General features: G+C 34.4%; 17 protein-coding genes. 13 read left to right on the top strand and 4 right to left on the bottom strand.

The features are described 5' to 3' along the window. Positions 1-35 precede the first annotated feature (35 nt). Positions 36-740 (bottom strand): AAA family ATPase, encoded by a 705-nt coding sequence (locus tag Q9Q97_RS07715; protein WP_306155981.1) that lies wholly within the window; start codon positions 738-740, stop codon positions 36-38. Between the two features lie 357 nt (positions 741-1,097). After that, positions 1,098-1,829: a YggS family pyridoxal phosphate-dependent enzyme gene (locus Q9Q97_RS07710; RefSeq protein WP_306155980.1), complete on the bottom strand. Its 732-nt coding sequence runs from the start codon at positions 1,827-1,829 to the stop codon at positions 1,098-1,100. Between the two features lie 365 nt (positions 1,830-2,194). Between Q9Q97_RS07710 and Q9Q97_RS07705 the strand changes: the two genes are divergently transcribed. Then, positions 2,195-2,455 (top strand): DUF2024 family protein, encoded by a 261-nt coding sequence (locus tag Q9Q97_RS07705; RefSeq protein ID WP_306155979.1) that lies wholly within the window; start codon positions 2,195-2,197, stop codon positions 2,453-2,455. Positions 2,456-2,704: 249 nt separating this feature from the next. Here the strand turns inward: Q9Q97_RS07705 and Q9Q97_RS07700 are convergent, their stop codons facing one another. Then, a complete protein-coding gene (locus tag Q9Q97_RS07700) occupies positions 2,705-4,114 on the bottom strand; it encodes a PLP-dependent aminotransferase family protein (RefSeq protein ID WP_306155978.1) in 1,410 nt (469 codons plus the stop codon). 485 nt (positions 4,115-4,599) lie between these two features. On the opposite strand from Q9Q97_RS07700, the gene Q9Q97_RS07695 reads away from it, so the two are divergent. From Q9Q97_RS07695 to Q9Q97_RS07645, 11 genes are all read left to right on the top strand, one after another. Next, complete coding sequence (locus Q9Q97_RS07695; RefSeq protein ID WP_306155977.1) at positions 4,600-5,193, top strand: RNA polymerase sigma factor; 594 nt, start codon at positions 4,600-4,602, stop codon at positions 5,191-5,193. A 156-nt stretch (positions 5,194-5,349) separates the two neighbouring features. Next, positions 5,350-6,498, top strand: coding sequence for a FecR family protein (locus Q9Q97_RS07690; RefSeq protein WP_306155976.1), 1,149 nt, complete (start codon positions 5,350-5,352; stop codon positions 6,496-6,498). Positions 6,499-6,670: 172 nt separating this feature from the next. Beyond that, complete coding sequence (locus Q9Q97_RS07685) at positions 6,671-9,994, top strand: SusC/RagA family TonB-linked outer membrane protein (RefSeq protein WP_306155975.1); 3,324 nt, start codon at positions 6,671-6,673, stop codon at positions 9,992-9,994. A 10-nt stretch (positions 9,995-10,004) separates the two neighbouring features. Beyond that, positions 10,005-11,459 carry a RagB/SusD family nutrient uptake outer membrane protein gene (locus Q9Q97_RS07680; RefSeq protein WP_306155974.1) on the top strand — a complete coding sequence of 485 codons (1,455 nt, stop codon included), beginning with the start codon at positions 10,005-10,007 and terminating at the stop codon, positions 11,457-11,459. Positions 11,460-11,474: 15 nt separating this feature from the next. After that, positions 11,475-12,242: a DUF4843 domain-containing protein gene (locus Q9Q97_RS07675; RefSeq protein WP_306155973.1), complete on the top strand. Its 768-nt coding sequence runs from the start codon at positions 11,475-11,477 to the stop codon at positions 12,240-12,242. Between the two features lie 32 nt (positions 12,243-12,274). Next, entirely contained in the window at positions 12,275-13,768 is a 1,494-nt protein-coding gene (locus Q9Q97_RS07670; RefSeq protein ID WP_306155972.1) for a PKD-like family lipoprotein, read from the top strand. 72 nt (positions 13,769-13,840) lie between these two features. Further along, positions 13,841-14,716, top strand: a complete 876-nt coding sequence (locus tag Q9Q97_RS07665; protein WP_306155971.1) for a thioredoxin family protein — start codon at positions 13,841-13,843, stop codon at positions 14,714-14,716. Between the two features lie 6 nt (positions 14,717-14,722). After that, the gene (locus Q9Q97_RS07660) at positions 14,723-16,198 is read left to right on the top strand and encodes a retropepsin-like aspartic protease (protein WP_306155970.1); all 1,476 of its coding nucleotides are present in this window, start codon (positions 14,723-14,725) and stop codon (positions 16,196-16,198) included. A gap of 28 nt (positions 16,199-16,226) precedes the next feature. After that, the gene (locus Q9Q97_RS07655) at positions 16,227-17,609 is read left to right on the top strand and encodes a redoxin family protein (RefSeq protein WP_306155969.1); all 1,383 of its coding nucleotides are present in this window, start codon (positions 16,227-16,229) and stop codon (positions 17,607-17,609) included. A 14-nt stretch (positions 17,610-17,623) separates the two neighbouring features. Continuing rightward, complete coding sequence (locus Q9Q97_RS07650; protein WP_306155968.1) at positions 17,624-20,440, top strand: pitrilysin family protein; 2,817 nt, start codon at positions 17,624-17,626, stop codon at positions 20,438-20,440. Between the two features lie 139 nt (positions 20,441-20,579). Beyond that, complete coding sequence (locus Q9Q97_RS07645; protein ID WP_306155967.1) at positions 20,580-22,622, top strand: thioredoxin family protein; 2,043 nt, start codon at positions 20,580-20,582, stop codon at positions 22,620-22,622. Between the two features lie 394 nt (positions 22,623-23,016). On the opposite strand, the gene Q9Q97_RS07640 is transcribed toward Q9Q97_RS07645, so the two are convergent. Next, on the bottom strand, positions 23,017-23,466 hold the full coding sequence (locus Q9Q97_RS07640) for a DUF1810 domain-containing protein (protein ID WP_306155966.1): 450 nt from the start codon (positions 23,464-23,466) through the stop codon (positions 23,017-23,019). 375 nt (positions 23,467-23,841) lie between these two features. Between Q9Q97_RS07640 and Q9Q97_RS07635 the strand changes: the two genes are divergently transcribed. Continuing rightward, positions 23,842-24,246, top strand: a complete 405-nt coding sequence (locus tag Q9Q97_RS07635) for a hypothetical protein (protein ID WP_306155965.1) — start codon at positions 23,842-23,844, stop codon at positions 24,244-24,246. Positions 24,247-24,338: the final 92 nt, after the last annotated feature.

Genomic DNA, 24,338 nt, shown 5'->3' with positions numbered 1-24,338 from the left:
CAATGATATATTCCTACGGAATATTTTTAAGGAGGCTACTTAGGTTCTAAAGTTGCAATAATCTGCCTTTTCATTGTAGTATTTATATAGTCCAAGGCTTCGGCATACGAAATCGAATATTTCCTTTCTATGTTTTGAAAATGCTCTGGAAAGGTGCTTAAAATTTTATCATAATAAATATCCAGCTGTTCTTTTGAAGGCATTTCATATTTTAAACGAAGCTGAAATCTTCGCAATAAAGCAGGGTCTATTATTTCGTAATGATTCGTTGCGCAGATCAATAAGCTGTCAGAAGGGAAATAATCAAAAAGCTGAATGATCGTGTTCACCAAACGTCTCATTTCGCCCACATCTTTGTCGTCGCTGTCGCGGCTTTTTCCGATCTGGTCAAATTCATCCAAAAATAAAACGGCTCTTTCAAGTATGGCTTTATCAAAAATCGCTTTTAAATTTTTCGAAGTTTCGCCAATTCGAGAATCGACAACCGTGCTGAGGTTTACAATGATAATTTTTTTGTTTAAAGTATTGGCAATCGCTTTTGCAGTTGTCGTTTTACCGCAGCCAGAACTTCCGTGCAGTAAAATCTTGTTGTCAACCTTCAGATTGTATTTTTTTAATTCGTCAATATATTGATGTTCTTTAATGATTTGAAATAAAGCGGCTTTGTTTTCGTCACTAAAAAACAAATCGTCCAGTGCAATTTTTTCATTATCGATTACAGTAAGATCATTCAGGTTCATCTGCTTTTATTTTTTGCAAAAGTAATTTTTTATTTTTTTAATTATTGATGTCAATAGGTGCAACCCCGCTGGGGTTGTAGATAGGGGGATTTTGATTTTCTATAAATATTTAACTCCGCTGGAGTTATTATTCTAGTATGGGATTTTTTTCTATAAATAGATAATCCCTTCGGGATATTCTTTAGTTGTTTTAATTTTTTTGAAAATTTAGAGTTGTTGTTTAAATCCGAATTAATTTCCTAATTAATAAATCCCAGAGGGATTACATATTTATAGAAAATTAAAATCACCGTCGTCTACAACCCCAGCGGGGTTGAATATTTATAAAAAAAATCGTCCCAGAATGATAACTCAATTTCATTCCACAATATTCTCATTCCAAATTTCCTTCCCTAAAAATCGATTCCCAAATATAGATGTGCCAACTCTAACCATATTAGAACCTTCAGCAATGGCAAGCTCCAAATCCTGAGACATTCCCATAGACAATTTTAAATCGGATAAACCCTCGATTTCTTCTGCATAAATTTCATCTCGAATCGTTCTTAAAAGTCGTAGAGAGGGAATCATTTTTTCTTTTTCAACATCCAAAAGCCCGATCGTCATTAAACCTTTAATATTTAAAGTGTCGTATGTTTTTATTTTTTTAATGAATGAAAGAACTTCTTCTGGTGCTAGTCCAAATTTGCTTTCTTCATACGAGGTATTGACTTGCACAAAAACATCCAATTTTCTTTTTTGGTTTTGAAGCTGTTTATGCAATTCATCTGCCAGATTTATTCTGTCTAGAGACTGAATGCATGTCACATATTTCAAAACATCTTTTACTTTATTGGTTTGAAGATGTCCAATAAAATGGCGTTCCACAGGAAGATTTTTCAAAACATCATTTTTATCCCGCAATTCCTGCATTTTGTTTTCGCCCATTAAAGTTTCACCCGCTTCAATTGCAATTTGTATTTTTTCTGCCGGAACTGTTTTGGTCGCCAATAAAAGCTGAACATCAGCAGGATTTCTTCCTGAAATTTTACAGGCCTCTTCAATACGCTGATGAACCTGATTCAAATTAAAAATAATATCGTTTTCCATATCACAAAATTAAATCTAAACTATAAAATAGTACTGGACCAGTACCGCTCAAAAAATGAAAAAACTGGATGATTCCGCACATTTAAAACCAGCATAAATTTGCAGAGTAAAATGAGACTTCTAAGATGCTAAGTTTCTGTGATATTGATCATTGTATGTTTTGCATAAATCTTCGAAAACATTTTGCTGTAAAAAATGAGTAAAAATGTTTTCTCGCAGATTTAGCAGATAAAGCAGATTACTAAACGTGTAAAGATTTGCGCAGATTTACAAATAAAAAAATCTGCCGAATCTGCAAAATTTGCGAGAGATATCCTTAGCGACTTAGCGCCTTAGCAGCTTAGAACCTTAAAAAAGAAAAAAAAATGAAAGTAGCAGTTTGGGATACTTATGTAACCCGTAAAGACGGAAAAATTATGCATTTTGATATTTTGGTTGACGAAAATGTGAATGCAGAACAAGTATATGATTACGGTAAAAAATACTTGAAAAGTGTGGCGCAAGAAGGACAGGATTTGTCTTCAAAAGAATGCCGTTTCTGCCACATCGATAAAGCACCGGCTGAAGTTGAAAATCAGATTCGGGCAAATGGTTTTTCTATTATTGAAATGGAAAACTGTAATTAAATTTTTAACACATAGAAACATAGGATTTTGTGGATCATAAAAAGCGTTTCACTAACATTAGTGCAAATAAGCTTTCTTAAGCTATGTGTTAATGATGTATCATTTTCTTTTTTCTTGCACACATTCAAAATAAAAACTATGTCTCTATGTGTTAGAAAATATTTTATTAGGTTGGTTTTTGAAAAAGGCTTCGACTCCGCTCAGCCAGACAATTACAATGTCACTTAGAGTTGGGTCGAAGAGCTTTTATTAAAGTAATTTAGAAAGTGCTATAATTCCTTCTTCCATTTGTTTTTCTGAAAGAGAAGCATACCCTAAACGGAAACCTTTGATCGTTTCATCAAAACTAAATCTATTCGGATTCATGATTTGAATACCTTGCGATTTTAGTTTTTCGAAAACATCAAGAACATTGATTTCTTCTTTTGGGACAATCCAAAAAGCCAATCCGCCTTCTGGTTTTGAGAACGTGATTTTGTCTTGAAGATACTGGTTTAAAATACTTTCGAAATAATCTCTTTTGCTTTTGTAAACCAAACTAGCTTTTTTAAGATGACGCTTTATTTTGCCTTCATTGATGAGGTTTAAAATCGCTTCTTCCATAATATTATCGCCCTGAACATCGATGATTTTTCGATGATTCCCGATTTTCTGAATAATTTCATGTGAACTGGCTAAATAACCGATACGAAGAGCAGGAGCAACGATTTTACTGAAAGTGCCAATATAAATATAGTTTTTTAAAGCCGAATAACTCGAAATCGGAAGTATTGGGCGTTGTCCGAAATGAAACTCATTATCATAATCGTCTTCAATAATCGTAAAATGATATTGGTTAGAAAGTTCGATCAATTTTAATCTCTTTTTTAAAGATAGCGTAACCGTCGTCGGAAATTGATGATGCGGTGTAACATAAATGGCTTTAATGTTTTTATGCTGCAAGTATTTTTCGACTTGATCAATATCCAGTCCGTCATGTTCTACATTTACAGGGAGTAGAGTAGCGCCGGCATTTTCAAAAGCTTCCCACGCAGGTTTGTAGCCTGGATTTTCGACTAAGACAAAATCGCCTGCTTTCAAGATGCAATGTGAGGCGAGATACATAGCCATTTGGCTTCCGCGTGTAATGCAGATTTGATCGTGAGAAATACTCATGCCACGTTTAAAATTCAGCATTTGAGTAATCGATTTTCTAAACTCCAGATTTCCCAATTCGCTGCTGTAACCCATAATCTGCCAGCGCGATTTTCGGCTAAACAATTCGCGGTACGCTCTTGCCAGATCATTCATTGGAGCGAGGCGGCTGTCGGGAAGTCCGTCATCAAAAACCAAGAAACTTTTAGATTCTTCGGTTACCATTTTTTCATCTTTTTTATTTTCCGAAAAATGATCAATCTGCGGGAGTGACTGCGTTACAAAAGTGCCTTTTCGGTCGATGGTTACGAGCCAGCCCTCGGCGTTTAAAACATCCAAAGCTTCTACAACAGTATTTCGGTTTACCTTGAGTAAATCGGCAAGCTGTCTGCTTCCTGGCAAAGCATTTCCGCTGACCAATTTTCCTGTTTTTATCGCGTCAATAACCGCGTCGGCAATTTGCAGGTAAATGGCTTTGTCTGATTTTTTATCTAGCTGAATTTCTAAAGGCCAAGGTCGAAGCATCTGGACTGTTTTTATTTTAGGAATAAATATAATCTGCTAGTCCAAAAATACAAATAATTATAAAAAGGGCACTATCAAATTGGTATTGTTATTTCTAGCGTATAAAATCTGTTGTAGAAATTTCTATGGCAGATTTTTTTATTTAAGAATTTTTGAGTTAAAAAAATAAGTGTTGAAAATTCCCTTTTAGATTTAAAGAAATTGGCTACGTCATTTTTTTGAAATTTAATAAAAATACAATTTTAACTTAACAAGATTTTGCGTTTTGTATTTTGAAAAATTCATTTTATTTTAATTGTGATTCTTGCTTATGTTAAAAAATAGAGCTGATTGTTGGATTAAAATTAGATTTTCTTTAAATCTTTTTGCTATTTAAAATTAAGATTAATGCTAATTATAAAGCTCTGATGATTAGAACAAATTAGGATTATTAACGGAATTTATTAAGTTTGTTGCGAATTATTCAATTCTTTAAAAAGCCATCATTGCCAAATTCCATCTTAAATCAGGATCAAGTTTTAATCGATCGTCTTCGTGACGGCGATGAATCGGCATTGACAGAATTGTATAATAAATTTTGGCAGGCACTTTTTATGTCGGCTTACAATGTGATTAAAGACAAAGAATTGTGCGAAGATATTATTCAGGATATTTTCATGAACATTTGGCACAATCGCGAAAAAATCGAAATTCATATTTCGCTGAAAGGATATATGTACGCTTGTGCAAGATATCAGGTTTTTAATCATTTAAGAAAAAACAAAGACAAAGTACATGTCGAGCTTTTTGACGATTTAGAAAAACGCTTTTTGTCTACAACTCCAGAAACGCAGCTTATGCACGACGAATTGGTGCAACAGCTGAATTTAATTATTGAATCGCTTTCAGAAAAATGTCAGGCCGTTTATAAATTAAGCCGTGAAGAACAGCTGAGTCATAAAGAAATTGCCGAACGACTTAATATTTCTACCAAAACCGTTGAAAATCATATTACAAAAGCGCTTCATACTATCCGATCTTCTATGGGCGAAAGTATGAGCATGGCGATGATTTTATGGCTCTCAAAAAATATCTTTTAGCAAAAAATAAAATGAAGTGTTTGGGCTGATGAGGTGTGGTTTTTCTTCTTTTTTAATTGCTTTTCAAAAAAAATCAAAAAAAATACCATTTGGACTAGGGGGAACATTCCTTTTTGGTTACTTACCTTATATACTCCCGAAATAATACAATAAAAAATGAAAAAAGAGGATTTCTTACTGTTACTAAATAGATATCTTTCCGGTGATACGAATCTCGAGGAGAATAATAAATTATTGAATTATTACGAAAGTTTCCAGACCGACAAAGATTGGGACGAAAACTTAGGTTCTAAAGAAGAATTAGAATTTAAAATGAGAACCCGTCTTCAAAATGCCATTCAGTCTCAAGAAACAAAAATAATATCAATACAACCCTTTTATACCAAAACTGCTTTTAAGCTAGGAGCAATGGCAGCTTCATTATTATTACTGATTTCAATTTCTTTAATAATTAATAAAACCAATCCGCTTAAGATTGAAACGCCGCAAGTGGCACACAAAGAAATTTTGATTGGAAGCGACAAAGCCACGCTGACTCTTGAAGACGGTTCTGTAATTGAATTGGAAAAAGGGAAATCATATAGCAAAGGAAACGCTTCTAGCAACGGAGAAAAACTGATTTACAATTCGAATAAGAAAACGGCAGCTATTGCCAATAACCTTTTAACGATTCCACGAGGCGGACAGTTTTTTGTACAATTGGCAGACAGCACCAAAGTCTGGCTGAATTCGGAATCGCAATTAAAATATCCGGTTGCTTTTACAGATGGCGAAACCAGACAAGTGGAACTGGTTTATGGAGAAGCTTATTTTGAAGTATCGCCAAGCACCAAACATAAAGGTTCAAGATTTAAAGTTAAAACCCAAGAACAAAATGTTGAAGTTATCGGAACGGAGTTTAATATTAAAGCTTACCGAGACGAACCTGCCATTTATACCACGCTCGTAAAAGGAGTTGTTGCCGTTAGCAATGCGGCAAAAAAACAGATTTTAACACCAAACGAACAGTCTAAAATAACGGAGTATAACGGAAATATAACCGTTTCTGAAGTAGATGTTTATAATGAAATTTCTTGGAGAAAAGGATTGTTTGTTTTTAAAGGAATGCCTCTAAAAGATATTGCAAAAGTATTGTCAAGATGGTACGATGTAGATATTGTGTTTGCAGATCCTGCGCTTGGCAATGTTAAGTTTAACGGGGTTTTAAATAAGAATCAGAAACTAGAAGATATATTAACCACGATCAAGAATATTAATTTTATTAATGCCTATGAGAAAAAAGACAATAAGATTATAATCAAATAAAAAGAAAAGGGATTAAAGTTTAGACCTCTCACCGTACTGCGCTTTATCCCTTTCTGTGTATTAATCCATTAATCAGTTTTAACAACCAACCAACCAATTAACATGTAAATTTATGAAATTTAAATTAACCAGTGCCTATTTCTATTTTAGAATGCGGCTAATTATTAACATTATGAGAACTTTTATCTTCTTGTTTTGTACTACAATTTTTGGTTTTTCTCCCGTAAATCTATTTTCACAAAACACGAAAGTTGTAATTACAGCTGATAAAACAGTATCTGTTGACGAAGTTTTTGACATCATAAAGAAACAGACCAACTATACTTTTATTTATCAGGAAGATTCATTTAAAAAATTGCCTAAAGTACATTTAAAAAAAGGAAAAATTAAAGTAAATGATTTACTGGCTGCCACTTTTACGGGTAATGATTTTGGCTTTAGTTTCGCAAACGGTAATACCATTGTTATCAAAGAAAACCGAAAACTAGAGAAGGTTTATATCATTGAAGCAAAAGATATTGAAATTAAAGGTACGGTGACCAACGAAAAAGGCGAACCGATACCTGGAGTAAATATTAAAGTGAAGGGGACAAATGCCAGTGCGCAAACTGATTTTGACGGAAAATTTACGATTATGGCTCCCGAAGACGGGCAGATTTTATTTACTTACATTGGCCACAAGGCACAAATTATTCAAGTAAATAAAAGAAAGGTAATTAACGTAAAACTGCTTGAGGAAAGAAATGAATTGTCTAGTGTTGTCGTAAATACTGGGGTTACAGTTCGTAAAAAAGAATTAATTACAGGTGCAGTTTCAATTTATAAAGGAGAGGAATTAAGACAGGTTTCTACTCAAAACGTAGTGCAGGCTTTAAAAACTTTAGATCCTTCATTTATCGTTTTAAATAATAATATTGCAGGTTCAAACCCAAATGTACTGCCTGTAATTGAGGTGAGAGGACAAACTAGTTTATCTGTAAATCAGGTAAATGACCAGTTTAAGGAAGATCCAAATCAGCCGTTATTTATTTTGGACGGATTTCCGACTACTTTACAGCAGGTGGTCGATTTAGATATTAATAGAATTGCGAGCATTACTTTATTGAAGGATGCTGCTTCAACTGCATTATACGGTTCTCGTTCTGCAAATGGAGTTGTCGTTATTGAAACCAATAAACCGCTTCCTGGAAAATTACAGGTTTCTTATGTGTATAATTCATCTTACGAATTGGCAGATTTAAGTGTTTATAATTTAATGAATGCCGAGCAGAAATTAGAATTCGAAAGACTTTCTGGAGCTTACACGCCATCTCGTTATTCTTCTTATGAAACACCAATAAAATACGAGCAGGTTTACAATGATCGTCTGGCTGCAGTGCGCCGCGGTGTTAATACGTATTGGCTGAACGAACCTATCCAGATGGGAATCACTTCGGGACACAGTTTAACAGTAGGTGGAGGATCTGATGAGTTTCGATTTAACCTTGCCGGAAATTACAAAACGGTTTCTGGAACTATGAAGGGTACAGAGCATAATACATGGGGATATAATGCCAATTTAACCTACAGAAAAAATAAAGTAAGTTTTAATAATAACTTCTTTATTTCTGGAGGAAACAATCAGATTTCTCCGTATGGCGATTTTTCTATTTGGGCAAAAGCAAGTCCGTATTATCCAAAATACAACGAAAATGGTGTGCCAACAAGATATTTGGACGGAAGCTCACTTCCAATTCCTGCTAATCAACGTACTTTAAACCAGCCTGCAAATCCGCTTTACAATGTGTTTTTGAACAGTTATGACAAAGATGTTGATTTTAATTTTACGAATAACTTTGCCATAAATTATGACATCAATTCGCATATTAGAACTACAGCAGCCTTATCTGTTTCGAGATTAGACAATACAGCAACGACATTTATCTCGCCAGATGATACGAGATATATTACCAATCTTCCAACTGAAAAAGGAAGCTATGAAAGAATAGATTATTTAACCAATAAATGGAATGCGAACATTGGAGGGACTTATTCTAATGTGTTTGCCGGTGTACATTCTTTAAACTATACCATTAGAGCTTCTGCATACGAAACAAAAAATACATCGTATGGTTCTATTTTGAGAGGATTTCCTTTAGGAGTTCCCGGTAATCCTTCGTTTGCTTTCGGATTTCAGTTGAATTCTAAACCAGAAGTTTACAATGATATGGTTAGAAGTATAGATTTGACCAACCAGATCAACTATGCGTACGACAAAAGATATTTGCTTGATTTAACGCAAACCATTTCTGGAGCAACAAACTTTGGAACCAATAAAAAATATTCCCCATATTATGGAATTGGAATAGGATGGAACTTAAATCACGAGTTTAAAATGGATGAGGATATCGTTAATATCTTTAAAATTCGTGCCAATTATGGTCAGACAGGAAACCAGAATTTAGTGGGTTACGCCTCACATGATGTTTACACATACGATCCAAATACTAATATTTTTGGAGCAGGTTTAAATATTTCGCAATTAGCAAATGCCGATTTAGAACCTCAAAAAACAAAAGATTTATCGGTAGGTTTAGATTTAGCGATGTATAGAAATAGGCTTACCCTTACATTAGGAGCTTATCGCCGAGTAACTACGCCACAAATTGTTCCGATAGATCTTGCCGCTTCTACAGGAGTAAATACCTATCCGCTAAATGTAGGTCATATCACCACAAGAGGTTTAGAGCTAAAAGGAAATTATAATATTATCAATAATTATAAAGAAAATATTATTTGGTCAGTTGGTTTAACTGCTACAACAAATGAAAACGAATTAGGAGGTTTTAATAACGCACTGGCATCTTTAAACGAGGCCGCTAAAAAAACAACGAGCCTAACAAGATATTATGATGGAGCGAGTTCAAACGACTTATGGGCTGTTCCATCTTTAGGAATTGACCCTGGAACTGGAAAAGAAATTTTCTTAAAGAAAAATGGAGAGAAGACATTCATCTTAGATAAAAAAGATGAAGTTGTAATGGGAAATTCTAGAGAAATTGCTACTGGAGTATTCTCAACAAATGTAAACTACAAGAACTTCAGTTTAGGTGTTTTCATCCGTTACAGTTTTGGTGCAGACCGATTCAATACAGCTTTGTATGATAAAGTAGAAAACATCAGCATAAATAATATTTTTGAAAATCAAGATGCGAGAGCCTTTACAGATCGTTGGACAACTCCTGGACAGATTGCTCAATTTAAAGCGATTAGTTTAACCAATCAAACTCCAATATCTTCTCGATTTATTCAGAAAGATGATTATATCTCTGGAGAATCAATGCGTTTTGGATATCGTGTGACCAATAGAAAATGGCTTCAAAAATCTGGTTTGGCAGGTTTAGGATTTAACGCTTATGCGAATGAATTTTTTAGAATTTCTTCTATAAAAGCCGAGCGCGGAATTACCTATCCGTTCTCAAGAATTTATTCGCTAAGTATAAACGTATCATTTTAATACCATAATTATGAATCAGTATTTAAATAAAATAGCATTATGTTTTCTGATTGCCTTTTCAGCTACCAGCTGCAGCGACTTTCTGGATGTAGTGCCTCAGGATAAAATTTTAGAAAATCAGATATTTGAAAATGAAGCCGGAGTGCAAAATGTGCACAACGGACTCTATATGAGTCTTTCTTCAAATAATTTATACGGGCAGCAGCTGACTATGGATGCTGTCGAAATTTTAGGACAGCAGTACAATACGGGAGGTAATCATGACAAATATGAAATGGGAACCTATGCTTACACAGAAGCAAATCCTAAAGCGGTTTTTTCAAACGTTTGGGAAAAAGCATTTACAACTATTTTGTATGTAAATAAATTTCTAGAAAGCATGAAAGAGCATTCTGGAGTTGTTTCTCAAGAAAAAGCGGATCTTTTAACAGGGGAGGCAATTGCCATAAGAGCTATGCTTCATTTTGATATGCTTCGTTTGTACGGGCCAATTTATAAAGTAGATGCATCACTTCCTGCGATTCCGTATTACGATGCAGCAGTTACCGTGAATCAGCCTTTGATTTCAGCAAAAGATGCGATGTCAAAAATTCTCGCAGATCTTGATGCAGCCTTGGTTTTACTAGCAAAAGACCCTGTTGTTACCGTAGGGAAATATAATGGAAATTCAGATTTTGATGCAAATCCATATTATTCTTACAACAGAGGAAATCGTCTGAATTATTTAGCAGTAAAATGCCTTAAAGCGCGAGTGCTTTTATATTCTGGAGACAAAACTGGTGCATATGCAACGGCAAATGAAGTGATCAATTTTACTAAAGCAAGTCCTTTATTTCGTTGGACTACATTTTTGGAAGCAACTCATTCAATTATTCCAGATCGAACTTTTTCTCCTGAAACGTTCTTTGCTTTAAGTGACTTTACATTATACAATAAACAGAAAAATTTATTCGATTCGAGTTTGCCAGACGATGAAATTTATGCGCCGCTATTAAACAGAATAAATGCCGTTTTTGAATCGAACGATAATGATTACAGAAACTTGCCAAGCTGGAAAATTCCGATTGTTGGAGGAAAAACGCAGAAAACATTCTACAAATATGAAGATGTTACAGACATAGTAAATTTAGAAGAACCTTTCCGTTTTCAGATTCCGATGTTTAAGCTTTCAGAAATGTATCTTATTGCAGCCGAAGCAGCGCCATCTCCAGCAGAAAGTATTACTTTTTTAAATACACTTCGCTTTAATCGCGGTCTGTCCAATTTGGCGGCAACTGCAAACGTAACAACAGAAATTACTAAAGAGTATAGAAAAGAATTTATAGGAGAAGGCCAGCTGTTTTTTTATTATAAAAGAATAAACAGTACGACTATTCCAAATGGTTCTGCAGCTTCTGGAAACGTTACGATGAATGCATTGCAATACGTAGTTCCGTTACCAGATTCTGAAATTAATTTTCAATAATTTAAAAAAGTACACATGAAAAAAATATTGATTTTAGGCATCACTTTTTTAGCCTTTTTGGCAGTAACATCTTGTAATAGCGAAGAAATTGAAACGTACCAAGGTTCAGACAGTATTTATTTTTCGCCTTCTGTTTTTGAGTTAGTATTCAATGGACCGCTTATAGATAGTACTGGTTATAGTTTTAGTTTAGAACCTGCGACGGTAAAAGAACATGTTTATTTTCTTGCAGTTAGAGTTCAGGGAAAAGTGTCAGATGTAGATCGAAAAATAAAACTAACAGTTGATCCTTCGAGTACTGCAGTTTTGGGAACACACTTTACTTTGCCTGATAACATTGTGATGCGTGCCGGAAGAGCTGTAGATACAATTGCAGTAACCATGTTAAGAACAGAAGACATGAAGCGAGAAGGAAAATTATTGGTATTGAATCTTGAGGAAAATGAATCGTTTAAGACCGATATGAAAAGTACGGTTACAAATGTACTCACTCAAAAAACACTAAGTTATATAAGTTTCAAATTGTCTTTTGACGATAAACTGACTCAGCCTCTTGGCTGGTATGTTCCTTATTTGGGAGTTTTTACGGCTAAAAAGTTCTTTTTAATGTGTGATTTGATGGGTTTGCAACCTTCTATGTTCAATCAGAAATTAGGAGCTCCAGGTTTGGCAATTGCCGATATCAACTATTATCAAAACTTTATGAAGCGTTATCTGGCAGATCAAAAAGCATCTGGAAATATTATTTATGAAGAGGACGGGAAAGAAATGATTTTTCCATAAAGACAATTCATTAATTCTAAAAATAGAACAACATGTTAAAAAATATAAAAATTCAATTATTGCTTTCTCTGCTTCTGGTTGTAAGTTATAGCTGTACAGACGACGAAGGGAATTACGATTATAAAGAAATTAATGAAATTGCTGTTACCGGAATTGAGGATAGTTACACCGTATATACAGGAGAGTATCTTAAAATTACGCCAGATTTAAATGCCACTATCGATGACGGCAGTAACCCAGAACGTTATACTTACGAGTGGGTAGCACTAAATCCGTCAAAACTTTTGTTAGAATCAAAAACAATTATAGCAACAACCAAAAATTTTGATGGAATATTAAAATTGCCACCAGGATCTTATGATGTGTATTATTTTATTAAAGATAATGTCACGGGAGTAACATGGAAAAGAAAATCTTTTGATCTAAATGTAGTCTCTTCGATCTATGAAGGCTGGCTAGTAATTGGTGAAGCAGACGGAAAAGCGCGTCTAGATATGATTTCTATTTTGCCTTCAATTCCGCAGCCGCGTATCATTACAGATGTTTTAGATGCTGCCGGTTCTGCACTAAAATTATCTGGTAAACCTGTTGAAGTTACTTGTTTAGGTAATGCTTTATCAACAACTTCAGCTTATGGTATATATGTTACCACTACAGAAAATGGTACGGCGCGTATAGATCCAGATTCTTTCGGCTGGGCACAGTCGCAAAATTTGGCTTACGAAACTTTAGGCGGAGCATTTCCAACAAATTTTGGCATAGATTTTATGAAATCGCCAGGCGGAGGAGAAAATTTTCTTTACTCTAAAGGAAATATTTACTACTATTTACGTGTCTTTAATATCAAATACGGATTGCCGCAGAATATTTTAGAAACCGAAACCAAAACATTTAATGCGGCGCCTTTTATTGCAGAAAATGCGGGTTATTCTATTGGAGCACCAGTATTTTTTGACCTAGATGCGCGCCGTTTTGTAAGGTTTAATTATTCTAAAGGCAACTGTTCTACAATGCCGCCGCTTGTTGGGAGTCCAACTGTTTTAGATTGGAATAATACCAATTCTGATCTGGTTTATATGACAACTTCTAGCTATAACGGAATTGAAAATTTTGCAGTTCTTAAGAATTTAGCAACTGGAAAATACCATTTGCTTCGTTTTACAAAAACTTTGGTACAGAATTATTATAAAGAAATTTTAAATGCCCCTGATTTTGATAAAGCAACTCAGTTTGCTGTGAGCCCAGATTCTGGATATTTATTTTACGTTGCTGGAAATAAAGTCTACGAATACGATCACGGTACACAGTCGGCAAAATTGATGATAGACAAAGGTTCAGAAGCTGTGACTTATATTGGTTTTCATAGTTACGCCAGAAACGCAGACAAAAAGTTAGTGCTTGGAAGTTATGGCACAGCTGGCACATTAGAATTGTATACTGTTCCTCCCGTAAATGGAGATTTGATATTAACCGATAAATTCAGTGGCTTAAGCAAAATTGTTGATGTTGCATACCGTCGCAGATAATTAAAAACCTATAAACAAGACCGAATGAAGAATAAACCTCATTCTTCATTCGGTTTCTAAAAACCACATTTTATGAAACGTTTTTTTAAAATCGCAAGTGCAGTTTTGCTGCTTGCCTGTCCTTCTATTGCCTTAAAAGCACAAACACAATCACCAGATTCTGGTTGGGAAAGCGCTAAAAAACAAGCCGCTACAGAGAAGAAATTAATTTTTGTCGATTTGTATTTTACAGGTTGTATGCCGTGCGCACAAATGGACAAAGAGGTATTTCCAGACCCGAAAGTGACCGCGCTTTTAAACGCAGATTTTGTCACTTTCAAATCGGATATTTTGAAAGAAGAAATCGGAAAAAAATTATGCATGAAATATGGCGTAACTGGATTTCCAACTTTTTTATTTATGAATGCTGATGGAAAAGTAATTGATATTGCAGGCGGTTTTCAAAACGTAGAGCAATTTACGGCTTTGCTTCAAAACGCAAAAAGTCAGGCTGCAAAAGGAGATTTCAAAAAATACAGCACCACAATTAACGAAAAAGATTATCCTGATTTTTATGTGCAGGCGTATATGGCAAACAAAAGAAATGTTCCTTTTGAAACCGTTGATGCTTACCTAAAAGCACAGCCTTCATTAATGGCAGAAGTTCCTTTTGTAATAATTTCAGGATTAAGAATTGGGCGCCAGTATGATGATTTTTATTTAAAAAATGCACAGCAGCTTTATAAGGATTACGGTTCTTCAAGTGTAAATACTCATGTTTTTAATATTTTGAGAAGCAAAAGAAAAGAGTTTGAAAAAACGAAAGATATGGCTTCTTTTAAAAAGCTTTTAGAAGAAATGAAATCCCTTTACACTACAGAAGAATGGACAAAATATGAAGGCATTCTGCTAAAAGATTTTGGTGTAGAAAAAGCTGCAGCAAGCAATCCGTACACTTTACAAAAGTAATTACAAATGAAAAAAATAGCAGTCTTGTTACTGACGATTTTCTGTTGTTCCCTTTACGGACAGAAAAATAATGTCCGCCAATGTATAAAAACATTTGAGCAAGCTTTTCAGCAAAAGAATTATAGCAGCATTAAAAATCTTTTAGCGCAAGAATTTACAGTCGGAGTAGGAGATTCTTCGTCAAACGAATTTTATTTGAACGGAATTATGAACGCCTTTCCGGTTCTGGATTCTATTCAAGTTGGAAAATCTGTCGAAATTAAAAAGGAAACTTTTGTTCTGGCCGATTTTTGTTTTAAAGGAAAAGAAAAAAAAACGACTCAATTCGTTTTCAATTCTGAAAATAAAATTTTGTACGTAACATTTTTTGATGGATTATATAAAGTGGATCGAAATGCCGCAGTAAAAGAAGTTGCTAGTATTCCGTTTGAAATTATCGAAAATGGAATTGCCATTAAAATAAAACTGAACAAATCGGATCGTGAATTTTTAATGCAGTTTGATACTGGTGCCGACGGAATGGCTTTAAATCCTGACAGTGCTTACAAAGCGGGTGTTGTCGTTACTAAAACAAAATCTGCAGGTGTTGTCGGCGGTACTCAGCAAGTCCAGTATTCGGCAGACAATACGATTTATATTGGCGATCAGGTTCTTAAAAATCAAGCATTGGTTATTTTTCCAAAACATGGTGTTTACGACGGACTTTTTGGTGCCAATTTGCTTCGAAATTTTATCACTTCGGTCAATTTTGATACGATGACGATTGATTTGTACAATTTCGGGAATTTCAATTATTGGGGAAAAGCCAAACCTTTTGTTTTCGATTATAAATCGGGACTTCCGGTTGTAAAAATGAATCTGACTTTTGAAGATAAAAAAACAGTCGAAGGCAATTTTACTTTTGATACGGGCGCAGGCTACGATTTGATTGCTTACGGCCCTTTCAATCATAAAAATAATCTCGAAGCAAGTTTAAAAACAGAATATACTTCTATCAATCACAGTTTAGGAAAACAAACCAAAATTGTCGGCGGTACTATTCCGAATATTGCCATTAACGGAAATAATTTTCCAAACGTTACAATTGCTTTGCAGGAATACGATGAAGAAAATAAAAGCTGGGCTTTTGCCGACGGCTCACTCGGAATCGATTTAATCAAACGCTTCAATTTTACAATCGATCTTTTGCACAAAACGGTGTATCTGGAACCCAATAAAAATTTTAAAAAGCTTTCTTCTTTTTACTTAAATGGTTTAGAGCTGGATTTTGATGAAAACCAAAATCTATTTGTAAAACGAATTTTAGATCATGAAAATGAAGATTTGAAGAAAGTAAAAATCGGAGCCAAAGTAGTACAGATTAACGATTTTGAAGCCAAAGATTTAGTAAATCCAGAAAGCCTTAAAAAGCTAAAGGCAACAAAAGAAAGCAAAGATTTTATTATCGAGCAAGGCGATCAGTCTATGCAAATTTCAATATAAGCTATCAATCAAAAAACAAGAAAATAATATGAAAAAACACATTTTACATTTCATTTTGACCTTTATTACGGTTCAAATGAGTTTTGCTGCCAATTTTTCTGAATATGCAGTAATTAGAGGAACAATTTCAATCCCCGATCTTAAAGCGAAAGAAGTAACGCTTTATAATGTTGAAGAAGGAAAGCCAGCGGTAGCTGCGACGGCTAAAATCAATACGTCTGGGGAGTTTGGTTTTATGGTGCCAGTTTCAGCAGCTGGTTTTTATTACGTAGATTATGGTCAAATGAAAGGTAGAAATCAATTAATTCGTTTGTATTTAGAACCAAAATTAGACATTAGTCTTTCCATCAATAAAGAGAATTATGTTTTGAGTGGAAAGAATGTAGGGCAAAATGCTATAGTTCAAAAAGCAAATGAAATCTACAACGAATTTGCACCGTTTTCAAGACTTGGTGAAAATGTAACCTATGTGGAGTTTTATCCGTTTATTGACAAAGGTGTGGCAAAAGCCGAAGAATTTTCGAAATCAATTAAAACCAAAGATGCTGCATTCAATAAATTATTAAAATTAGCTGTTGCAACAGATGTTGAAGAATTGACGTATACTTTTTTCAGAATGCCAAGAACAGCATTTCCAGATAAAAATGACCGTCCAGCAGTTATAAAAACTTGGGAAACAGACCAAAAGTTTACAGATCCAGACTTATTAAAACTGCAAAACGGCGTTTCTTTAATGTCAAATTACTTTTTCTACATTAGTATGAACAGCACTGCGCCTGCAAAGCGTTTGGATATTGTTGAATCATTAATTCATATTACAAATCCAGCGTTAAAAGATGTTTATCTTCGTGATGCAGTAGCAACTTCTAGAATGAAAATAGAAGAATACGAAAAAATTGCCCCAAGCATCAAACCTTTTATGATTTCTGAGGCGAGTAAAGCGTTTTTACTAGAATATGAAAAAGTATTGCACAAAAATGTCGGACAAAAAGGTTTAGATTTTACCTATAAAGATATTAACGACAAACCGGTTTCTTTTTCAGATTTCAAAGGTAAATTTGTATACATCGATTTATGGGCAACTTGGTGCGGACCATGTAAGGCTGAAATTCCGCACATGAAAAAAATTGAAGAAGATTATCACGGAAAAAATATTGTTTTTGTGAGTCTTTCGTTAGATAAAGCAAAAGATGCTCAGAAATGGAAAGATTTTGTAACCAAACAAGAATTAAAAGGAATTCAGTTAATGGCAGACAAAGATTTTGGCTCTGATGTGGCTAAAAACTACGATGTCAATGCGATTCCGAGATTTTTATTGTTTGATACAAAAGGAAATATTATCAATGCAGATGCACTTCGACCTTCAAATCCTGAATTGAGAGTGCAGCTGGACAAATTATTGAAAAGCTAAAAAAAATATATTTTATGTGGTGCAGCAAAAAAATATTCATTTTACTGTTTATCGCGGGAGTTTTTTCTTCCGCGAAAGCGCAAAACTTTAAATCGAGTGATCCAATTGCGGTCAATCAGAAAATAAAAAAAGGAGTTCTGCCAAACGGAATGACGTATTATATTTATCCGACAGAAGTCAATAAAAATACGGCAAGTTATTATATCATTCAAAATGTAGGTTCAATTTTAGAAAACGATCAGCAGAAAGGTTTGGCGCATTTTCTGGAACACATGGCGTTTAACGGAACCAAACATTTTGAAGGAAAAGGCATTTTGAATACGCTTCAGAAACAAGGAGCCGTTTTCGGGAAAAACATCAATGCCTATACGAGTACAGACGAAACGGTTTACAACTTAGACAATATTCCGTCAAAAGATGGTGGAGTAGTAGATACTTGTTTATTGGTTTTGCACGATTGGTCTAATTTCTTATCGCTTACAGATGCAGAAATCGATGCCGAGCGCGGTGTAATTACCGAAGAATGGCGTACGAGACAAAATGCCCGTGCGAGAATTTACAATCAGTTGGCACCTTATTATTACAATAATTCGCTTTACGCAGACCGTATGCCGATTGGTGATATGGATATTGTAAAAAACTTTAAATATCAGGTTTTAAAAGATTTTTATAAAGATTGGTACCGTCCAGATTTGCAGGCAATCGCTATTGTTGGAGACATTAATGCAGATGAAATTGAAGCGAAAATCAAGAAACTTTTTGCTGATATTCCGACGCCTCAAAACCCGAAAAAACGTTTTGAAATTGCGATTCCAGATCGAGCAGAACCAACTTTTAAATTGGCTTTGGACAAAGAAATTTCGGCTTCTGGAATTAGTTTTATGATTCGCCATGCGGCTGAAAAATCAACCAATACGTACGCCGAATTAGAAAAATCGACGCAAAGAAGTATTGCGTTTTCGATTCTGAATAATCGTTTGGCAGAAATGGCGCAGAAACAAGAATGTCCATTTAAAAGTGCTCAGATTGGTTACCAAAACTATTCTCGATTAAATGATATCTGGATTTTAAGCGTTTCGCCAAAACCAGAAAAACAGGCCGAAGCTTTTGCAATGGTAATGAACGAATGGGTGCGAGCGTATAAATTTGGTTTTTCTAAAGGAGAAATTGAACGCGCCGTTACAGAAACTATTTCAGGATACGAAAACTACTTAGATAAACTAAACGAGATTTCGCACAAACAAGTAATCGGAATGGTAAAAGGCGATTATTTGAATCATCAAGTAATTGCTGATCCAAAAGCAGAATTTGAAATGACAAAAAGCATTTTGAACAATTTGGACAGCAAAATTCTTCAAGAACAAATCAGTAAATTGTATACTTCTCAAAACCGAGTTGTTGCTGTTACTGGAGTTGAAGGCGAAGAAAATTTGACTCAGGAAAAAGCTTTTGCTATTATTCAGAAAGCAGAAAGTGATGCTTCTCTACAGCCTTATGTAGATACTTTTGAAGGAAAAACACTTTTAGGAAATCTAAAAATTGTTCCAGGAAAAATTGTGTCTGAGAAAAAAGAAACAGCCATTGATGCCACAACTTTTGTACTTAGCAATGGTGTAAAAGTGCATTACAAATTTGCAGATAAAAATAAAAAGCACGTATTGCTGCAAGCAAAAAGTTTGGGAGGATCTTCTCTGTATGGAGCTAAAGATTTGCCATCAATAAATTCACTTTCAGAATTTGCATCGATGTCGGGCGTTGGAGAACTTTCTAATGTAGAGCTGTCAAAAGTACTAAAAGGGAAAATCCTTGGAGTATCTGCAGATATTTCTAGCTTATCTGAGTCGGTATCTGGTTCTACGAATACTAAAGATATCGAGACATTCATGCAACTCGTTTATTTAAAATTTGTAAAGCCAAGATTTGATGCCGATCAATACAATTTGCTGAAACAGAGAATGCAAAATTCTTTAAAAAATAGACAAAATGATATTTCGTCTAAAATGAAAGACAGCCTAACTTTTGCAATCTATGGAAAAAACAATCCAAAAATTCGCATCATGAATCAGCAGTTTATTGATGATTTGTCTTTTGATAAAATGAAGTCATTTTATCTGGATCGTTTCTCAGATGTTTCAAATTTTGAATTTTTTATTGTTGGTGATGTAACTCCAGAAATTTTGAAACCATTGCTAGAAAAATACATAGCAAGCATTGAAGGAATAAAACGTAAAGAACATTTTAAAAATGATAATCCAAAATGGATTGCGCCTAAAATAGACAAGGATGTTTTTATTAAAATGGAAACACCTAAAAGTTCTGTGCGAATTGCATTCTCTAAAGAATATTCTTTTACTCAAAAAAACAGAATTCTGACTTCTTATTTAGCTGATATATTAACCTTACGTTATACTGAAAGTTTGCGTGAAAAAGAAGGTGGAACCTATGGAACGCATGTTTCGGCAAGCTTAGAAAAATTTCCAATTTCGAAAATAAGAATGAATGTTGTTTTTGATTGTGATGCTGATAAAGTAGAGCACTTACTGCCAATTGTATACCAGGAAATTGATAAAATCAAAAAAGGGGAAATTGGTGCTGAAGATATCGAGAAAACCAGAATCAACTATTTAAAGTCGAAAGAAGACAGTAAAAACTTTAATACTTACAGCTTGAATTTGCTTCAGAATTATTTTGAGAATAAGTACGACATGAATGATCCTAAAAATTACGAGGATATTGTAAAAAACATTACTGCGAAAGACATTCAAGAATTTGCCAATTCATTTTTGAACAAAGCAGATTCTTATGAAATAGTTTTCAAACCACTAAAATAATCTGACCTCTTTTTATTAGAGTTTAATTTGTGTTTCCCTATCAAATAAAATTTTGAATTAGTAAGCAATTTAGTTTGTATAGCGGATTACTTAGAGGGTTGTTTTTTGCTATTCAACCCTCTTTTTTAAAAATTTTCCCATGAAAAAAAATGTTTTTTTACTGGGCTTTTTCCTGCTGTTTTCCATATTCGTAAAGGCTCAGATCTATAATCCCATAAAATGGAAAACCAGTGTCGAGAAAATTTCTGATACTGAATACGAATTGCAGGCAAAAGCCATTATAGAATCGGGCTGGCATTTATACAGTCAGGAAGTGGCAGACGGTGGCCCGATACCCACTCATTTTAATTTTATCAAAAGTGCCGATTTTCAGTTGACAGATGCTGTAAAAGAAGAAAAAGGAAAAACGATTAACGATCCTGTTTTCAAGATGCAGATTAAGTTTTTTGAAAAAGAAACCACTTTTAGACAGCGCATAAAAATACTTTCATCAAAACCGTTCAAAATTAAGGTTGAGGTTGAATTTATGGTTTGTAATGATGAAAATTGCCTTCCGCCAAGTTCAGACGAATTGGAGTTTGCAATTAGCCCTTCCGCGAAAGCGAAAACTTTAATTGAAGTTGCTGTAAAAGAAGAAAATAAAACAGAAATAATTGATTCTGTTGTTGCCGAAACAAAAGTGCAGACAGCGAAAATTGTTCCTGCAGAAGCGTTAAAAATGCCAAAAAAAGAATTCAAAAAAGCAAAATCTGAAACCGAATCCAAAAGTCTGTGGACGATTTTTTTATTGTCATTTTTCTCTGGATTTGCAGCTTTGCTCACGCCTTGCGTTTTTCCGATGATCCCAATGACGGTGAGTTTTTTTACCAAACAAAGCAAAACAAAATCGCAGGGAATTAGAAAAGCAATTTTTTACGGAATCGCGATTATTGCCATTTATATCTTTTTGGGAGCGGTTGTAACTTGGGCTTTTGGAGCAGATTCTCTCAATGCGCTTTCGACAAACGTTTGGTTCAATCTGATCTTTTTTATCCTTTTAATGATTTTTGCTTTTTCATTTTTAGGAGCATTCGAAATTATGCTTCCAAATGCGTGGGCCAACAAAGTCGATTCTCAGGCAGACAAAGGGGGAATCGTCGGAATATTGTTTATGGCGTTGGCTTTGGCAATTGTTTCGTTCTCTTGTACGGGACCAATTGTTGGGACTTTATTAGTAGAAGCAGCATCTCGAGGCGGAATTGCACCGTTTGTCGGAATGTTTGGTTTTTCTTTGGCTTTGGCTTTGCCGTTTACTTTATTTGCCGCTTTTCCAGGCTGGCTAAATTCGCTGCCAAAATCGGGTGGTTGGTTAAATTCGGTTAAAGTATGTTTAGGATTTTTAGAAATGGCTTTGGCTTTTAAATTTCTGTCTAATGCCGATTTGGTGCTGCAATTGCATTGGTTCGAAAGAGAAACATTCTTAGCGATTTGGATTGCTATTTTTGGAACATTGGCTTTTTATCTTTTTGGAAAAATCCAGTTGCCGCATGATAGTCCGATTTCTAATTTAAGCGTTGGAAGAGTAGGATTGGGCGTTTTGGTTCTGGCTTTTACCATTTATCTGATTCCCGGAATTTGGGGCGCGCCTCTTAAAATGATTAGCGGTTTTCCGCCGCCAATGCATTACAGCGAAATTCCGAATGGTCTCAATAATTCTTCTTCAAAAGAAATCACGCAAAACTTGCCAGAAGGCGCAGAACTTGGTCCGCACAATATTATGGCCTTTACCGACTACGATTTAGGAATGCAATACGCCAAAAAAATCGGAAAACCAGTCATGATCGATTTTACGGGTCATGCGTGCGTAAACTGCCGTAAAATGGAAGACAACGTTTGGTCTGACGAAAAGGTGCAGAAAATCTTAAAAGGAGATTTGGTTTTGATTTCGCTGTATGTAGACGATAAAAGAGAACTGCATCCGAATGAGCAAATTACGTCTCAGATAACAGGAAAAAAATTGAAATATATTGGACAGAAATGGAGCGAATTTCAAACGCTTACTTATAAAACCAACGCACAGCCGTTTTATGTTTTAGTTGATCATAACGGAGAAGCGCTTAACGAAACTTCGGCCTATAATCCCAATATTGAAGATTATTTGAATTGGCTCAAAAAAGGAGTTTCGAAATTTGAGAAAAGCTAAAGTTCAGGATTTGTACTTTATTTATAATTATGTTGTTAATCAAAAAGGGAATAGCTTTTGAGCTATTCCCTTTTTTGTCCTAAGAATATTAAGAAAGTACAGTGCTTGGCAGAACACTAGTTTACCAACAGACATCCCTACGAAATGCTTAAATGTTCCGCTAGGAACATTTCGTCGGTAGTTTTTTGGCCACAGATTAAATGATTTTCACAGATTTTTTTATATGTTCCGCTAGGAACATTTCATCGGTAGCAATAATTATTCAACGTTCTGTAGGAACGTTTCATTTTTTACATCATTTTTTAAATTGGGTCTATCAAACGTTCCTACGGAACGTGACTGCGGGGTTATTATTGTTTTTACCAACCATTCCTACGGAATGATTATTTGATATCTATTGTTCCGCTAGGAACATTTCGTTGGTTGCAAAATTTAAAGTCAATGGATCTAAATGTCCATAAAAAAAGGTATCCAAAACTTGTTGAAATACAGGATCTGCATTTTCTACCTGAACAAAAAGGCTCATAGACGAGTGTAGTTTTCTAGCTCCAAGTTCGCCCAAAATGCCTTCAGCAGATTTTTTCTTGTACGTCAAAAGTAATTTTGAAATCTCGATTAAATGTTTCGCCAAAATGGGGTGTTTCAAATATTCCGTTGCTTCTTTCAAATCGGCTATACCATAATAATCAGAAAGAGTACTTTTTCCTAAACCTTTAATCTGCGGGAAAATAAACCACATCCAATGCGTTTCTTTTTTACCTTTTTTGATTTCAGAAAAAGCAGTTAAATAAAGTTTGTTCTGTGCATCTAAAAATCGGGTCAAATCATTTTTTGCGTAGATCATCTTTTGATTGTGTATTAAATGGTTAAATCTAATTTCTGTAACGGGTAACATTATATATTTTTTTATAGAACTAAGTCAAATTTTCGATACCCAAAAGTAGAACGGATATTGCTGTAAGAATTATAGAATTCTGATCTGTCTTTACATAATTCCGATAGCTCTGTAAGAATGACTTGTTAATTAATTTTTAAAGTTTCTAAATAAGCGAAATTCTAATGTTATTTTAATGTACGGCAAAAAATATGGGTCTAACTTGCGCGCTCACAAAAATTAGAATAACACCGCTAAATCATTGGGTTTTTAGATGAAAAAGATCGTTTTTTTGCCCACTAAGAAGTAAAATTTAGCAGTAGAATAAAATAATTATTTTAGAAAATGTTGAACAGAATTAAAAATAGCTTTTTATGTAAATGCCTTCAGGCGTTACTTGTCGGCTATTTTCTAATTAGCAGTTTGAACATTTCTAACAGCGTGAGCCGCATCTTAACCGATAACGCTGAAACCTACACCGTAAAAGGGATTACGTGTAATTTCTTGAAAAAAATCTTCAAATGTGACGGAATTCCAGAAGAACTGGATGACTATAAAACAAAAGATACTAAAACAGCCAAATTAGCAAAAGGAATTCCCTTAATGGAATATTTGATTTCATCAGAATCATTGATGCCTAATATGGGTTTCCGAATTGAATCTGAGGGAAAAAAATATATTGATAATACAATCTTTTCCTTTGGTTTTCATGGTAAAATAGACATACCGCCTCCTCGGCTGAATTCATAAATACTTGTTTTTTAAGGATTAGGATCAAAATCTTAATCTATAAGTGCGGTTTTTGCCGTATATTTATTCTATGTAATAATCTTGTATTTATA

Source organism: Flavobacterium sp. DG2-3, assembly GCF_030730925.1.
Classification (GTDB): Bacteria; Bacteroidota; Bacteroidia; order Flavobacteriales; family Flavobacteriaceae; genus Flavobacterium.
The sequence above is the reverse complement of the archived record's forward strand: the minus strand, read 5'-3'. Positions and strand labels throughout refer to the sequence as shown.